We start from the raw sequence: 13,615 nt of genomic DNA on the forward strand, positions 1-13,615 counted from the left end.
TTTTCGTTTGGTTGTTATACTTCCCATCCCGGCCTGTATTCCCGGGACACATATTTATTTGCCCGGTCATTATTTGTGACTCTCATGTTTTGAATATCCCATTCAAGCCGGTCGTCCATGCGAATGGCGAGATTTCCAAGACACACGGTTTCAGCCACATTTTGAACCGCGGCCAGGCTTCCCCTGGAGGGTTTTTTACCTTTAAAGGCATCTATCATTTCTGAATTCTCATCCCTTAGATCTGCTCCCTCCAGGCTGGAATCGGGGAGAGGCTGAATATTCCCTTTGTTGTCAAGAAGTACCGGATCATTATATCCATAACCGGAAATAATACTTCCCCGGTCACCTATGAACATTACCCCGTCGCCCGGAATTCTCCTGCTGTTTCGTGCCAGGGCTTTCGGGGTTGGTGGTCTCATTCCGCCTTCATACCAGTATACGTCTATATTCCTGTTTTCATTCTCCACCGGGATCTCCCAGTTTGCCATTCCGGCGAAAGGATAGGATACATTATTTTCCACCCAGGAACTTCTGAAATCTTTCACCTGGCTAACTTTATTTTTGTTCCCCTCGGCATTATCGGGTTTTCCCAGCCCCAGGATACGCCAGTCTTTCCAGAAGCCATAGTAACCCATATCGGCCATACATCCTGCGCCAAACTCATACCAGCCTCTAAAAACGGTATGGGTGTAATGTGGAGAGTAGGGGCGATCTTTGGATGGGCCAAGCCACAATTGCCAGTCGAAGCCTTCAGGAATTGGGGCAGGTGCAGGTAGATATGGTAAACCCTGGGGCCACATAGGCCGGTTTGTCCAGCGATGAAATTCGCTCACTTCGCCTATGGCTCCACTGTTTATGAGGTTCTGCATATGGTAGAACTCTTCCGGATTTTTAAAGGCAAAACAATGAGAGGGTAGTCCCGTTTTGCGTGCCATATCGCAGGTGAGCCTGGTCTCATTCATAAAATTGGAAACCGGTTTATGGGTTGCGACAAATAAACCTTTTTTCATAGCCTCCATCGCGATGACCCCGTGAAGATGATCAGGGGTCATGATGAAAACCGCATCCAGCTCTTTTTCTTTTTCCAACATTTCCCGGAAATCGGCATATACGGAACAGCCATTATAAGATGATTTACCCGACTTCCCTGCATAGTATCCATTAATGAACCTCCTGCCAACCTCGCGACCTCCGGCGGCACCATAGGTTTCTCCCTGGGGAGCCCCCCAAAGAGGGTAGTCATAGCTTTCTTTATTGGGATCACATACAGAGATAAATTGAAGCTCATCCCGCTCCAGCCACTCGGGCAGCATTTTCATTGCCTGTGTTCCTGCACCTATAAGGCCCACATTTATTTTATCATTTGCTGCGGTTAAACCCTTTCCCCCTAAAACATGGGAAGGAACAATACTTAGCCCAATCCCTGTAAGGGCGGTGCGGTTAATGAAGGTGCGGCGGTCTATTTTGTTCATAGAGAAAGTTTTAAATGAGCGATAGGATCCAATGTTTAAATAATATTTAAAGAATGCTGAAGGCTTAAAGTTTTCTTATCCTAATATTCCTGAACCAAATCTCGCTGCCATGATCCTGTAAGCCTATCAACCCTTCCCTTGCTTTGCCATAATCAGGAAAATCCTTCCATTTTCCTGCATCTTTACGGCTTCTCCAATCCTCGGACCATGGGGTGAATTCTACTGTCTTTTCTCCGTTTAACCAGTAAGTTACCTTTTCCTCTGTGAAAACTATTCGGCTACTGTTCCATTCCCCGGCTTCTTTTTTTGCTTTCTCTACATTCCGGGGTTCATACATCCCGTAATCTGCCCCCAAAATATGCAGGGAATCCTGTTGTTCTGAAGAATTTTGGTGATCCCTGAGCTGAAATTCAGGACCGGTAAAATAAAGGGCTTCATACTGTTCCCCTTCCTTTACATGATAGAAAATTCCACTGTTCCCACCAGGAGAGATCTTCCATTCCAGGGACAGCTCAAATTCACCAAACTCCTCTTTCCCGTAGACAATATCTCCTCCAATATCGGCTCCCTTGCCAAGTGACATCAAAGTTTCGCCTTCGAGGACCCAACCATCAGGAAGACCTTTTTCTTCATTATACCCTCTCCACTCTTTGACATTCTCCTCACTAAGAAGATCCTGCCAATTATTACTATTTTCAGATTGGGTACTCGTGCTTTCATTACCTGAAAGCCGAGATTCATCATTAGATTTTTCCGATTTGCAACCCGTGAGAAATCCGATTATAAAAAGGCTAAAGAATATATTTTTCATTGATTATGGTGTGGGGTGGATAGCGGCCAACTTCAGTTAAATCTGAAGGAAATATCAGAAGGAAGGTAGTAAGATTCGCTCAAATTTCCAACAAGGCCTAAATTATATATTTCTGATACCTGAAGGATTGAATAGAGTAAGGGCATATTTAGCAGGTTATTATACCAGTAAATTTCCTGCTTTTATAATTAAAACATCCGGCTGCGTAAAGTTTGTTTCTGCTTTGTGCTATTGCTGCATTAGATCTCATGACCTCGTGCCTGCTTCAATTGGGAAGGAAAGAATGAGCGTCTTAAAGTCTCCTGATTTATTTTAAAAGTGAGCTAGAACTAATAACCACACGTTTGAATTAAGAGCGTCGGGTTCATAACCTGGAGGTCGGGAATCGCCCCTGCCCTTAATCTGTCTTTGCTGTATGAGACCTCATGACCTCGCGCCTGCTTCAATTGGGAAGGAAAGAATGAGCGTCTTGAAGTATCCTGACTTTAATTGGCTTAGAGCCGGTGGCGGGATTTAGGTTTCTAAGCGATTCATTTAAACGTAAGTAGATGTTTTGATAATCTGGCTTAAAAAGCCACTCTGGGTAGCTCAAAATCTTTAGATCTAGTCTGGCCGATTATTCAACCTTTAGAATAAATCCCTTTTTATGTAGATTTTCAATTTTAATCTTTGGGTCATTTTGTAAATATTTTCGAAGATGGGAAATAAATACATTCAGACTCTTGCGGTTAAAATAATCGTTCTTCCCCCACAGCCGGACTAAGATATCCTTATGGCTGCAGAGTTTGTTTTTATTTTGGACCAGGTATAGAAGCAAGTCATTTTCACGTGCGGTTAAATGAACAGGCTTTCCATTAAATAAGAGCTCCTGCCGTTTACTGTCAAACTCATAATCTCCAATATTATATAAAAAATTTTTCGAATCGTTTTCCTTCAGGGTAGGTTGTATCCTTGATAAAAGCGAATGAATTCTGGCTACCAGTTCCTCCTCATCAATAGGTTTCTTTAAATAATCAACAGCTCCCAGTGAGAATCCTTTTAAAACGTCAATTTTAAGGGATCTTGCGGTTAAAAAAATAAAAGGTATTTCTGGGAATTGGGCTGTAAATTCATGAGCGAGGGTAAACCCATCAATATCTGGTAACATTACGTCCAGAATAATTAGATGGTGCGTATTTTCTTCAATAAGCTCCAAAGCTTTTTTACCTGTTTGAGCCCAGTAAACATCAAAGTCTTTTATTCTCAAATATTCTGAGAGAAGGTAGCCTAAGGAATCATCATCCTCAACAAGCAATATTTTATTCTTTTTATCTGGCATTTTTTAAAGGGATTATCAGGGTGATTTCTGTACCCTGGTGTAATTCACTTTCTAATTTTATACGGCCCTTGTGCCTTTTAATAACCTCCTGGACGTAATTAAGACCCAGTCCATATCCCTTTACGGCGTGCAAATCACCTTCAGTAACACGATAGAATTTTTTAAAAATACGCTGTTTTTCTTTTTCTGAAATACCTTTTCCATTATCCTTAATACAAATGTGCAGGTTTCTTTTTAAAGTATATGCCCTTAAGGTTATTTCTGGATTATCTGAATATTTTTTTGCATTATCCAACAGGTTATTGACGACATTTTCAAAATGAAAAGGAGCTACTTTTATATAGTATTCCCCAGGTTCCATGTCATACTGAAAACTGAAATTCTCCAATTTTGACAGCATAATAAAATCGTTGCACCACCGGGTAAGTTCTGGCTTGATATCTATTATTTTAAAATCGATAAATTTTCTTTTGGTTTCCAGGCTTGCCAGCTCCAGAACCTGGTCAATATGGACGTTAAGGCGATCCACTTGTTTTCTAATATGAAAAACAATTCGCTTTTGATCTTCATCCAGATCTTTTTCAAGAATTTTTGTTGCTACTCCTATAGAAAAAACAGGAGTTTTAAGTTCGTGGGTCAAATTATTGATAAAATCGTTAGTTATGGTAATCAAATTCCTTTGCCAGTAGAATAACCGTAGCATCCAGATTACTACAAATATGACGATAGCCAGAAATAAAAGCCCCGGTATGAACAATCCATGCAATTGAGAAAAATAATAGGCATTAAGGTCCTTGAATTGGAGCTCGAGGACCATTTCTTTTCCAAGTGTTTCCGGGAGATAACCTTCCAGTTCTATAGGGTATTTTATTAAGGAATCTCCAGCACTAAAATTTACAGGAGACCTTAAGTCAATACTCCTGTCTTGCGAATATAAATTATAGGAAAAATTGGCAGTTATTTTATTGGCTAGAAGTCGATCCTTTACAATTTCATTTAAAAAGTAATTGGAAGCATCCTGTAAACTATCTGCACTTAGTGAAAAGTAGGTGCCGCTACCAATAGACTGCCCCAATAAAAAACTAAGTTGATTTTCGTTATCAAGATCCTTTTTTAAATTACTTCCTGCACGTTCTATTTTTTGCTGAAACTGCAGTTCAGCCAGGTTCAATCCTATTCGTAAATATTGATATTGTACTACGAATAGTCCCACTACCGCAATTATAAATAGGATGATATAAATCTTTCTACGCTTCAAATCTGGAACTATATTACTAAAAAATAACTAGCTGGAAACAGATTAGTTTTTTATTAATCCAATTAACCTTTGATTAATCTTTTTGATTTTTTGTTACTCTTATGCTGTTTGTAATAAGCCTACTTTGGTTTCCTTAATAGAAAAATCTCAGGTATTAAATATGAAAACAACAAGCAGTCTTTTTCTTATACTTTTTTCATTAATGATCATTCCCCTTACTATGAATGCCCAGGGCTGTGTAGCCATAAGACATTTTTCCAGTAGTATGGGCAATGAGCTTGAAGGTAATTTACTACGGAAAGGAGATTTCCAGGCCGGAATGAATTATCGTTATTTTAAATCCTTCCGTCATTTTAAGGGAACAGAAGAGGAACCCGATAGAGTTTCCAATAATACAGAGGTTATTAATTATTCCCATTCCTGGGATTTCAGTTTAAATTATGGTATTACAGACAGATTGTATGCCGGGATCACAATTCCTACTGTCCTCAATGAAAGATCCTCCTTGTACGAACACGGGCGGGAGGAACGAAATATGACTTTTTCGCGTGGTCTGGCAGATATTAGACTGGGTGTGGGTTACTGGATCCTTGATCCCGAAAAGCATGAGAACGGGAATTTCGCAATGGGACTGGGTTTAAAACTTCCTACAGGAAATTATAATGCCACAGATATATTCTATAATGTAGGCCCGGAGAATTCTTCTCAGGTGAGGCCTGTGGACCAATCCATACAGCCGGGTGATGGTGGTTTTGGTTTAACGGTAGACCTTCAGTTTTACCGAAGTCTGGCCACAGATCTTTTTATATACGGAGGCGGATTCTATCTTTTGAACCCCCGGGAAACCAATGGTATTAGAACATTCCGGGAAACTTTAAGTCCAATTTTACAAAATGAGGCGGTGATGTCTGTCCCAGATCAATATGCCGTGAGGGCTGGATTAGGATATAATCTTTCCTCCCAATTCGCGGCTTCCCTGGGGGCAAGATTTGAGGGGGTGCCGGTTGAGGATGTAATAGGAGGAAGTGGTGGTTTTAGGAGGCCCGGAAATGTGCTTTCCATAGATCCGGGGATATCATATATGCGGAATAATTTTTCTATAAATCTTAACGTGCCGGTGGCTTTTCGAAGGGAAAGGCCTCAAAGCGTCACCGATCTTGAAACCGAAAGGATCACAGGTACTCCCAGAAACGGGGATGCCGCCTTTGCAGATTACCTCATTAACCTTGGGATCTCCTATAGGTTTGGTGGTAATAGGGCAACATTTCCCGAGATTGAATCCAACTCCAATTTGCCGTTTATCGAATAGTTTAGCTAAGGTATTTATAACCTTACCTTAAAATCATTTTTATTGCAAGAAAAATAGGCGAGTATAAATTAATGGCATGAAAATCTTACTTAAGCTTGTGCCCTGATTCCGGATTTGGAAGCCGGTTTATCCTTCTTCAAATTCTTATATTAGCGATACTAATATCCACTATCATGAAAAGATTTCCCTTTTTATTTGTTTTGCTGATTTGTATCGCTCAGGGTTATGCTCAAAACACCTTAAAAGGCAATGTACGTGCTGAAGAGAATTCTGAAAATAAGGAAATCGTGTTGTACAGGCTGTTACCAGAGGATAACTATAAAACGGGCGAGGTAGTGGCAACGGGCAGGATTGGAGAGGATGGATCTTTTGTCCTGCACGATTCCGTATTTTCTGAGAAAGATGAGGTCTATGAATTACACGTGGGTATCACAGCTCCGGGAACAAAACTTCTTGATACTACTATTAATAACTTCAGGAGATTTATTTTATCGAATAAGGACAGCGTGCGTTTTGGAATAGAAAATTCCCGGGGTTTTGAATATTCCAACTCAAATGAGGCTGACAGGGAGTGGCAGAAACTGAAGGAGTATGAAGAGAAAATTGCCGCTAAGGAGGATCTCAATCCTGAAAACTATCTTACCGAAACCCGTAACTACACCAAAGACTCCTTAGAGATCCTGCTGGTAAAACTTCTTAGCATTCAAACCCTGGATGAGAAGCAGCTCCTTGAGAAAGATATTACAGAGAACCCAGATTTTTACCTGGATTTACTCGCCAAGCTTCACGACAGTGATCTTGACCCTGCGTCCTATACTTACCTGGAAAATAAAATTAGGGCTACGCACCAGGAATTGATCAATAGAAAGTACCACATAAGTTTGGCATTCAATTTCTTCAGTTTTACCGGAATCGTGGGCCTTCTGCTTGTAGTTTTCAGGATGCATAAAAGATCGGCTACTCTACCTTCTGTACAACTTAGTCCGCAGGAAGAAAAGGTCAAAAACCTTATTTTAGAGGGAAAAACCAATAAGGAGATCGCGGCGGCTCTGTTTATTAGTATAAGCACCGTCAAAACCCATACCTCCAGCATTTACAGTAAATTGAATGTTACCAACCGCAGGGATCTTGTGCTAAAACATCAAAATCATACCGGTACTAGTACCTAAATAGACCACAGGAACTCCCATTTTCCAGGCAGATCTAAAGTTCTTTGTTTCAGAAAAATTTGAAACAAATGAATTTCAGTTTTGCCAATTGGGGCAGGGGATTATCATGGGCTGTTTTTGGAATTTCCCTCGCCACATATACCCTTACCCTGGAACCTACCACCAGCTTCTGGGATGCCGGGGAATATATCGCTACGGCTGCAAACCTGGAAGTGGGCCATCCCCCAGGCGCACCGCTGTATCAAATGATGGGTGCCCTTTTTGCTGCTTTTGCGCCAGGTGCAGATAAGGTGGCTCTGCTAGTGAACTTCATGTCTGCCCTGGCGAGTGCTTTTACTGTAATGTTTTTGTTTAGATCTGTCCTGCTATTACTTCGGAAAGTCACCGGACCTAAAGAGGAATTAACTAATGCAACCAAAATTGCAATTTTAGGCAGCGCCTTCACAGGTGCCACAGCTTTCATTTTTACTGATAGTTTTTGGTTCAATGCTGTAGAAGCAGAAGTATATGCCATGTCCACCTGTCTTATGGCCCTGCTTTTTTACCTGGGCCTTCTTTGGGAACGGGATATGTTTAAACCCCGTGGAAATCGCTGGTTGATCCTTATTTGTTTTATCGTGGGGCTTTCCTTTGGAGTCCACTTTCTTACGCTGCTCGCCATTCCTGCGGTGGGATTATTGTACTATTTTAAGAACTTTCGGAAAATAACCCCTAAAAATTTCATCATCGCCAATCTTGTAGTGGTGGCGGTTTTAATGTTCATCTTTAAGTTTTTACTGCCTTATACCCTTAGTTTCCTGGCATTTTCAGAAGTGTTTTTTACAAATTCCGTTGGCCTGCCTTTTAATTCAGGAACCATAGTCGCTCTTATGTTTATTATTGGTCTCTTCATTTATGGATGGAGGTACACCAACCGGAAAGGCTATGTACAGCTAAACACGCTGGTGTTATGCCTGCTTTTTATTCTGATAGGTTTCTCCGGCTGGACCATGTTGCCAATTCGTGCCAATGCAAAAACGGTGGTCAATGAGAACGATCCTGATAATGCCCGGGAATTGCTTGCCTATTATAACAGGGAACAATACGGGGAATCCTATCTCTTTTATGGCCCCCAGTATACTGAAATGTATGGCGGACTGGATCCTGAAAACCCATATAAGGATGAGCCACCAAATTACGAGCGGGATGAGGCTTCGGGTAAATATGTGATCATCAATGACTACAGGAATGCCCGGCACAATTTTGACGATGCTCATAAAACCTTTCTTCCCAGGATGGGGAGCAGGCAACATGCGGCCAACTATATATGGTTTACAGAAGCGCCTGCTTTCAGTATAAAACAGGAATACCAGGGAGAAGAGCAATTGCTCCAGGCAGTAGCCAATCTAAGAAAGGGAATCGCTTCCGGTCGCATAGGAAGTGAAGAGTATCACAACTTCCTTAGTAGGTTTGGGGCATACTTTGATGTGGAAAAGCCTTCTTTCATTTCAAATATTAAGTTTATGCTGGAATATCAAATGAGCTATATGTATTGGCGCTATTTCCTATGGAATTTTGCTGGGCGGCAAAATGATATCCAGGGAAAATATAACGATCTTAATGGCAACTGGCTGAGCGGAATTAATTTTATAGATGAAGCCCGCCTGGGATCCCAGGAATATTTACCGTCTGATATCGCGAATAATAAAGCTCGAAACACTTATTTTTTCCTACCACTTTTGCTTGGCCTGGCAGGAATTGTTTTTCACTTTCTTAGAGACAAAAAGAGGTTTTGGGTGCTTACGGTATTCTTTCTCTTTACAGGAATTGCCCTTAAAGTGTATCTCAACGAAGCCCCATTCCAGGTTAGGGAACGGGATTACGCCCTGGTAGGATCATTTTATGTCTTTTCCATGTGGATGGGAATTGGGACCTATTCTTTTTTTAATATTCTTAAAAAGATTATTCAACCTAAATTCGCTGCCCCGTTAGTAATTATAGTATCGGTTTTAGCGGTACCTGTGCTCCTGGCGGTTCAAAACTGGGATGATCACGATAGATCCAACCGGTATTCTGCTCTTGCAATGGCCAAAATGTATCTGGATTCGCTGGATGAACATGCCATTCTATTCACTATTGGCGATAATGACACGTTCCTGCTGTGGTATGCGCAGCAAATAGAAGGCTACAGGAGGGATGTGAGGATCGTTAATACGATGCTGCTGGGGACAGATTGGTATATAGACCAGATGAAGCGGAAGGCCTGGGAGAGTGAGGCTGTGCCATCCCAGCTGGAGTATGATCATTATAAGGCAGGAACCAATGACTACATTATCCACCAGGAGGTCACAAAGGATACGATTAATATAGGATCTTGGATGAACTGGGTGGCCAGTGATAACCCCTCGACAAAAGCTACACTTCAAAGCGGACAGCAGGTAAAGACTTTTCCTACCAAATCCCTTCGGGTGCCTGTAAATAAGGAAAACGTGCTTAAAAAAGGGATTGTAAATCAAGGGGATTCAAGTGAGATCGTGGAGGAGATCTATATTGAACTTCAGGAAAACGCGGTTTATAAGAATGAGTTATTGATGCTGGATATTCTCGCTAATAATGACTGGGAACGGCCAATTTATTTTTCAGGTGGGAGCTTTGGGGATGAGGATTATCTATGGATGAAGGACTACATGCAACTGGACGGGATCGCTTATAAACTCGTGCCAATAAAAACGGCGGTTGATCCTGAAAGTCCGCTGGAAATGGGCAGGATAGATACAGAAAAAATGTATGATATCGTTACCGCCTGGGACTGGGGTAATATGGGAAACCCCGAGATCTACCACGACCCCTTTACGCGCAGAAACAGCATAACCTACAGGGCTGCCCTGGGTAGACTGGTGGAGGAATTGATCAAAGAAGGAAAAAACTCCAGGGCAGAGGAGGTTATTGAGCTGGCACTTCACAATATGCCATTTGAATTCTACGGTTATTATTTCTTACACGATGCATTTATATCGGGGTACTTTAAAATTGGGGAGGAGCAAAAGGCCATGGCACTATGGGAGAAAGTCGCCGCTAAATATCAGGAAAATCTCATCTATTATAGTTCCTGGGATCCGGAAAGGCAATATGACTATGTGGATGTTATCCTTCAGGAAATAGAGCAGTATAGATCGCTGGTGCAGCTACTGGCAGAAAATAACAGGGGGGAACCAGCAGAGGAGAAAGCGGCGGAATTCAATAGATATCTGGAGTTATTCTCACATTTTTTTAAATAGAATATTCCTTGTATATCTGGATGTAGTATTGTTAATCTCTGTAGGGTCTTTTCATAAAATTTAGAACCCCAGGTATTTTTAGTTGATCCCTCACCTCGTCGGCTTCTAATGTGAGGTGAGGCCCGACATAAAAACTGTTTTCATAGTTTTATTACTATTTTTATAGTTTAAAATTTGTTTAGAAAGAATTCTTTACTCATCTTGCGTTAAATAGTGGCCGGCAAACGGTTTTAATCATCAATCATTCTAAATCCTTCATCAATGCAAACAGCATTTTCTGTTATCTTTTTTTTTATCGTTTCCACTCTTTGCAGTCAAACGCAGATTGCCGAACCTCTTATTTACAGGGCTAGCTATGAACTCACCTATAAACCGGACAGCACAAACCCGGAGGATGTAAAAAAGGAAGAATTCCTATTATACAGGGGAAACAATCTTTCCCTGTTCGCCAGTAAGGGAAGGATCTTACGGGATTCCCTTGCTGCCAATATTAAGCTGAACGGTATGGGAACAATTGATATTTCTGAAAGAGCGGCAATGACCAAAACCAACTTTAATTATGTGATCTATAAAGGCTTTCCGGAAGATAGAATTTCCTATACCTATAAAATAATTAGAGATCATTTGAGATATGAAGAAGAACTGGACCTGTTCTCCTGGGAGATCTTACCGGAGACTAAGGAATTACAGGGTTTCTCTGCTCAAAAAGCTACCACTACTTATGCTGGCAGGGATTATGTCGCCTGGTTTACTTCAGAGATCCCTATTCCGGACGGGCCATACAAGTTCAACGGCTTACCGGGACTCATCCTCGAGGTAGCCGATACGCAACAGCATTATGTTTTTACACTTACAGGGTTTGAAAAATATAAGGATCCGTTATCGGTTGAGCTGAAGGCTTCAGATTTTATAAAAACAGATAAAAAGAAATTGCTGGCGCTTAAAAAGGAATATGCCCTTAACCCTTTTGCTGCCCTGGAGCGAAGCAATACTGCAGAAAAGACTGTAACCATAAATTTTAAGGAAGGACAGAAGGAAAAGCTTTTAAAAGAAGCAAAGGAGAAAGTTGCACGGGAGAATAATCCAATTGAATTAAATTAGGTCCTGGTATGAAAAACTACGTTCTCACATCAATTTTTATTATACTTATTTCCCACACCGGGTTTTCTCAGAAATCGCTCACAGATGAGTTCAAATACAAAGCAACTTATCAAATTACCTGGCAAATTGATTCCACAAATGCGGAGTCTGTTCAAACTGAAGTTATGGACCTATACCTGGGAGACAAGGTTTCCAGATTTTCCAGCCGGGAGCGATTGGCCGGGGATTCCTTATTACAGGCACGAAAAAAAAATCCTAAAGAATTCAGTGGAAAATTCAAGGGGGCACCTCAAACTGAATTTGATTATTATATCTACAAGGGAGTAGGCGATGGAAAGCTTGCCTTTACCCAAAAAATAGTCAAGGATAACCTTATGTACATCCAGGACATGGATCAATTTGAATGGGAAATACTTCCGGAAACCAAAGAGTTTGCCGGCTATCAGGTTCAAAAAGCCACTACAAATTTTGCCGGGAGAAATTATATCGCATGGTTCACTCCCGAAATCCCTATTTCAGATGGCCCATATAAATTCAACGGGTTGCCGGGATTGATAGTGGAGGTGAGCGACGATCAGGATCATTATTTCTTCCGCTTAACCGATTTTAAAATCTTGAAAGAACCTGTACCATTTGAATTTGATCCTGAAGAATATATTGCTACCAGCAGGGAGAAATTGCTATACGCCCTTGCTGAATATGATCGTGATCCATTTGCCGCACTGGGAAAGGTAGGTATTACCATGAAATTCAAACCCGGCCAAAAGGAGAAGATGATGAAGGAACATAAGGAAACACTGCAAAAGCGGAATAATCCTATAGAATTGGAATAAAAGATTGAAATTCACCAATTAATTAGTTTAACTAATCATTTAGTTGTATGTTTAATTTATAAAAGACAATTGGAGTTTATTAATGAAACTTTCCACCCTAAAGAATAAGTCAGGTTTTATAACAACTGATAAAAGAAATTAGCTGAAATTATAAAAATTTGTCCTTAGGCCTTTTAGTGTTATAGCTTATTAGTACTGCAAAAAATACGAAGCATTTAAAGGAAAGCAAGGGAGAAAGTAGCACAGGAGAATAACCCTTTAGAACAAAATTAGACACCTTGATGTATAAAAACAGACTTTCATTGATCTTATTGATAATTTTCCAGACTGCCTTTTCTCAAAATTCTGTCACAAATGCGTTTAAATATAAAGCTACTTATGAACTTACCTCGCAAATTGATTCTACAAACCCCGGGTCTATAGAGCGTGAAACTATGGTTTTGTATATAGGTGACAGGATATCCAGGTTTTCCAGCAGGGATCGATTGGAAGGGGACGAGGTACTAAAAAAACAGCAAAAGGATCCTAACGCTTTTACCGGGAATAATCAGGGATCATCTAAAAGAAGTTTGGGCTATTATATCTATAAAGGTATACCTGAAGGAAAGCTTTCTTTTACGCAAAAGATCGTTCTGGATAATTACCAGTATGTTGAAGATCTTAAACAATTTGAATGGGAAATCCTGCCGGAAACTAAAGAGATCACAGGCTATAAGGTTCAAAAAGCGACAACCAGATTTGCCGGAAGGGATTATATCGCCTGGTTCACCCCGGAAATTCCCATTAGCGATGGCCCCTATAAATTTAACGGATTGCCAGGTTTGATCCTTGAGATACAGGATACCAGGGGCCATTATTCTTTCATTCTTGAAAACTTTGAAATCTTAAAAGAAAGGGCATTACTGGAATTTGATCCCAGAGATTACATCCAAACCTCCCGGAAAAATTTTCTTAGGGTACTTGAGAAATTTAATAGAGATCCAGAGACAGCCCTGGAACAGGTGGGGTCTCCATTGCTTTTAGGCCCGGACAAAAAGAAAAAATGGAGAGAGAGCATAAGGAGGAACTAAAGAGGAAAAATAACCCC

At 40.8% G+C, this 13,615-nt stretch carries 10 protein-coding genes; 6 read left to right on the forward strand and 4 right to left on the reverse strand.

The window, feature by feature from the left end; genetic code table 11:
- Positions 1 to 14: 14 nt before the first annotated feature.
- The 4 genes from FHG64_RS17860 to FHG64_RS17875 form a co-directional block, all read right to left on the reverse strand.
- A complete protein-coding gene (locus tag FHG64_RS17860; RefSeq protein WP_139067661.1) occupies positions 15 to 1,472 on the reverse strand; it encodes a Gfo/Idh/MocA family oxidoreductase in 1,458 nt (485 codons plus the stop codon).
- Positions 1,473 to 1,536: 64 nt separating this feature from the next.
- Positions 1,537 to 2,283 (reverse strand): 3-keto-disaccharide hydrolase, encoded by a 747-nt coding sequence (locus tag FHG64_RS17865; protein WP_139067662.1) that lies wholly within the window; start codon positions 2,281 to 2,283, stop codon positions 1,537 to 1,539.
- Positions 2,284 to 2,899: 616 nt separating this feature from the next.
- The gene (locus FHG64_RS17870; RefSeq protein WP_139067663.1) at positions 2,900 to 3,601 is read right to left on the reverse strand and encodes a response regulator transcription factor; all 702 of its coding nucleotides are present in this window, start codon (positions 3,599 to 3,601) and stop codon (positions 2,900 to 2,902) included.
- Positions 3,591 to 4,859 carry a sensor histidine kinase gene (locus tag FHG64_RS17875; protein WP_139067664.1) on the reverse strand — a complete coding sequence of 423 codons (1,269 nt, stop codon included), beginning with the start codon at positions 4,857 to 4,859 and terminating at the stop codon, positions 3,591 to 3,593. The genes FHG64_RS17870 and FHG64_RS17875 overlap by 11 nt, the downstream gene beginning before the upstream one ends.
- 160 nt (positions 4,860 to 5,019) lie before the next feature.
- Here FHG64_RS17875 and FHG64_RS17880 point away from each other — a divergent pair, with 160 nt between their 5' ends.
- From FHG64_RS17880 to FHG64_RS17905, 6 genes are all read left to right on the forward strand, one after another.
- Positions 5,020 to 6,168, forward strand: a complete 1,149-nt coding sequence (locus FHG64_RS17880) for a hypothetical protein (protein ID WP_139067665.1) — start codon at positions 5,020 to 5,022, stop codon at positions 6,166 to 6,168.
- A 173-nt stretch (positions 6,169 to 6,341) separates the two neighbouring features.
- A complete protein-coding gene (locus FHG64_RS17885) occupies positions 6,342 to 7,337 on the forward strand; it encodes a response regulator transcription factor (RefSeq protein WP_139067666.1) in 996 nt (331 codons plus the stop codon).
- A 68-nt stretch (positions 7,338 to 7,405) separates the two neighbouring features.
- Positions 7,406 to 10,594 carry a glycosyltransferase family 117 protein gene (locus tag FHG64_RS17890; RefSeq protein ID WP_174760411.1) on the forward strand — a complete coding sequence of 1,063 codons (3,189 nt, stop codon included), beginning with the start codon at positions 7,406 to 7,408 and terminating at the stop codon, positions 10,592 to 10,594.
- A 261-nt stretch (positions 10,595 to 10,855) separates the two neighbouring features.
- Entirely contained in the window at positions 10,856 to 11,695 is an 840-nt protein-coding gene (locus tag FHG64_RS17895; protein ID WP_139067668.1) for a GLPGLI family protein, read from the forward strand.
- A gap of 8 nt (positions 11,696 to 11,703) precedes the next feature.
- On the forward strand, positions 11,704 to 12,528 hold the full coding sequence (locus tag FHG64_RS17900) for a GLPGLI family protein (protein ID WP_139067669.1): 825 nt from the start codon (positions 11,704 to 11,706) through the stop codon (positions 12,526 to 12,528).
- 281 nt (positions 12,529 to 12,809) lie between these two features.
- Positions 12,810 to 13,598 (forward strand): GLPGLI family protein, encoded by a 789-nt coding sequence (locus FHG64_RS17905; RefSeq protein WP_139067670.1) that lies wholly within the window; start codon positions 12,810 to 12,812, stop codon positions 13,596 to 13,598.
- Positions 13,599 to 13,615: the final 17 nt, after the last annotated feature.

The sequence above is a fragment of the Antarcticibacterium flavum genome, from assembly GCF_006159205.1.
GTDB lineage: Bacteria > Bacteroidota > Bacteroidia > Flavobacteriales > Flavobacteriaceae > Gillisia > Gillisia flava.

What these genes read in the sequence shown, in the direction of transcription:
- FHG64_RS17860 (WP_139067661.1), bottom strand. Translation starts at nt 1,472, where the DNA reads ATGAACAAAATAGACCGCCGCACCTTCATTAACCGCACCGCCCTTACA.
- FHG64_RS17865 (WP_139067662.1), bottom strand. Translation starts at nt 2,283, where the DNA reads ATGAAAAATATATTCTTTAGCCTTTTTATAATCGGATTTCTCACGGGT.
- FHG64_RS17870 (WP_139067663.1), bottom strand. Translation starts at nt 3,601, where the DNA reads ATGCCAGATAAAAAGAATAAAATATTGCTTGTTGAGGATGATGATTCC.
- FHG64_RS17880 (WP_139067665.1), top strand. Translation starts at nt 5,020, where the DNA reads ATGAAAACAACAAGCAGTCTTTTTCTTATACTTTTTTCATTAATGATC.
- FHG64_RS17885 (WP_139067666.1), top strand. Translation starts at nt 6,342, where the DNA reads ATGAAAAGATTTCCCTTTTTATTTGTTTTGCTGATTTGTATCGCTCAG.
- FHG64_RS17890 (WP_174760411.1), top strand. Translation starts at nt 7,406, where the DNA reads ATGAATTTCAGTTTTGCCAATTGGGGCAGGGGATTATCATGGGCTGTT.
- FHG64_RS17895 (WP_139067668.1), top strand. Translation starts at nt 10,856, where the DNA reads ATGCAAACAGCATTTTCTGTTATCTTTTTTTTTATCGTTTCCACTCTT.
- FHG64_RS17900 (WP_139067669.1), top strand. Translation starts at nt 11,704, where the DNA reads ATGAAAAACTACGTTCTCACATCAATTTTTATTATACTTATTTCCCAC.
- FHG64_RS17905 (WP_139067670.1), top strand. Translation starts at nt 12,810, where the DNA reads ATGTATAAAAACAGACTTTCATTGATCTTATTGATAATTTTCCAGACT.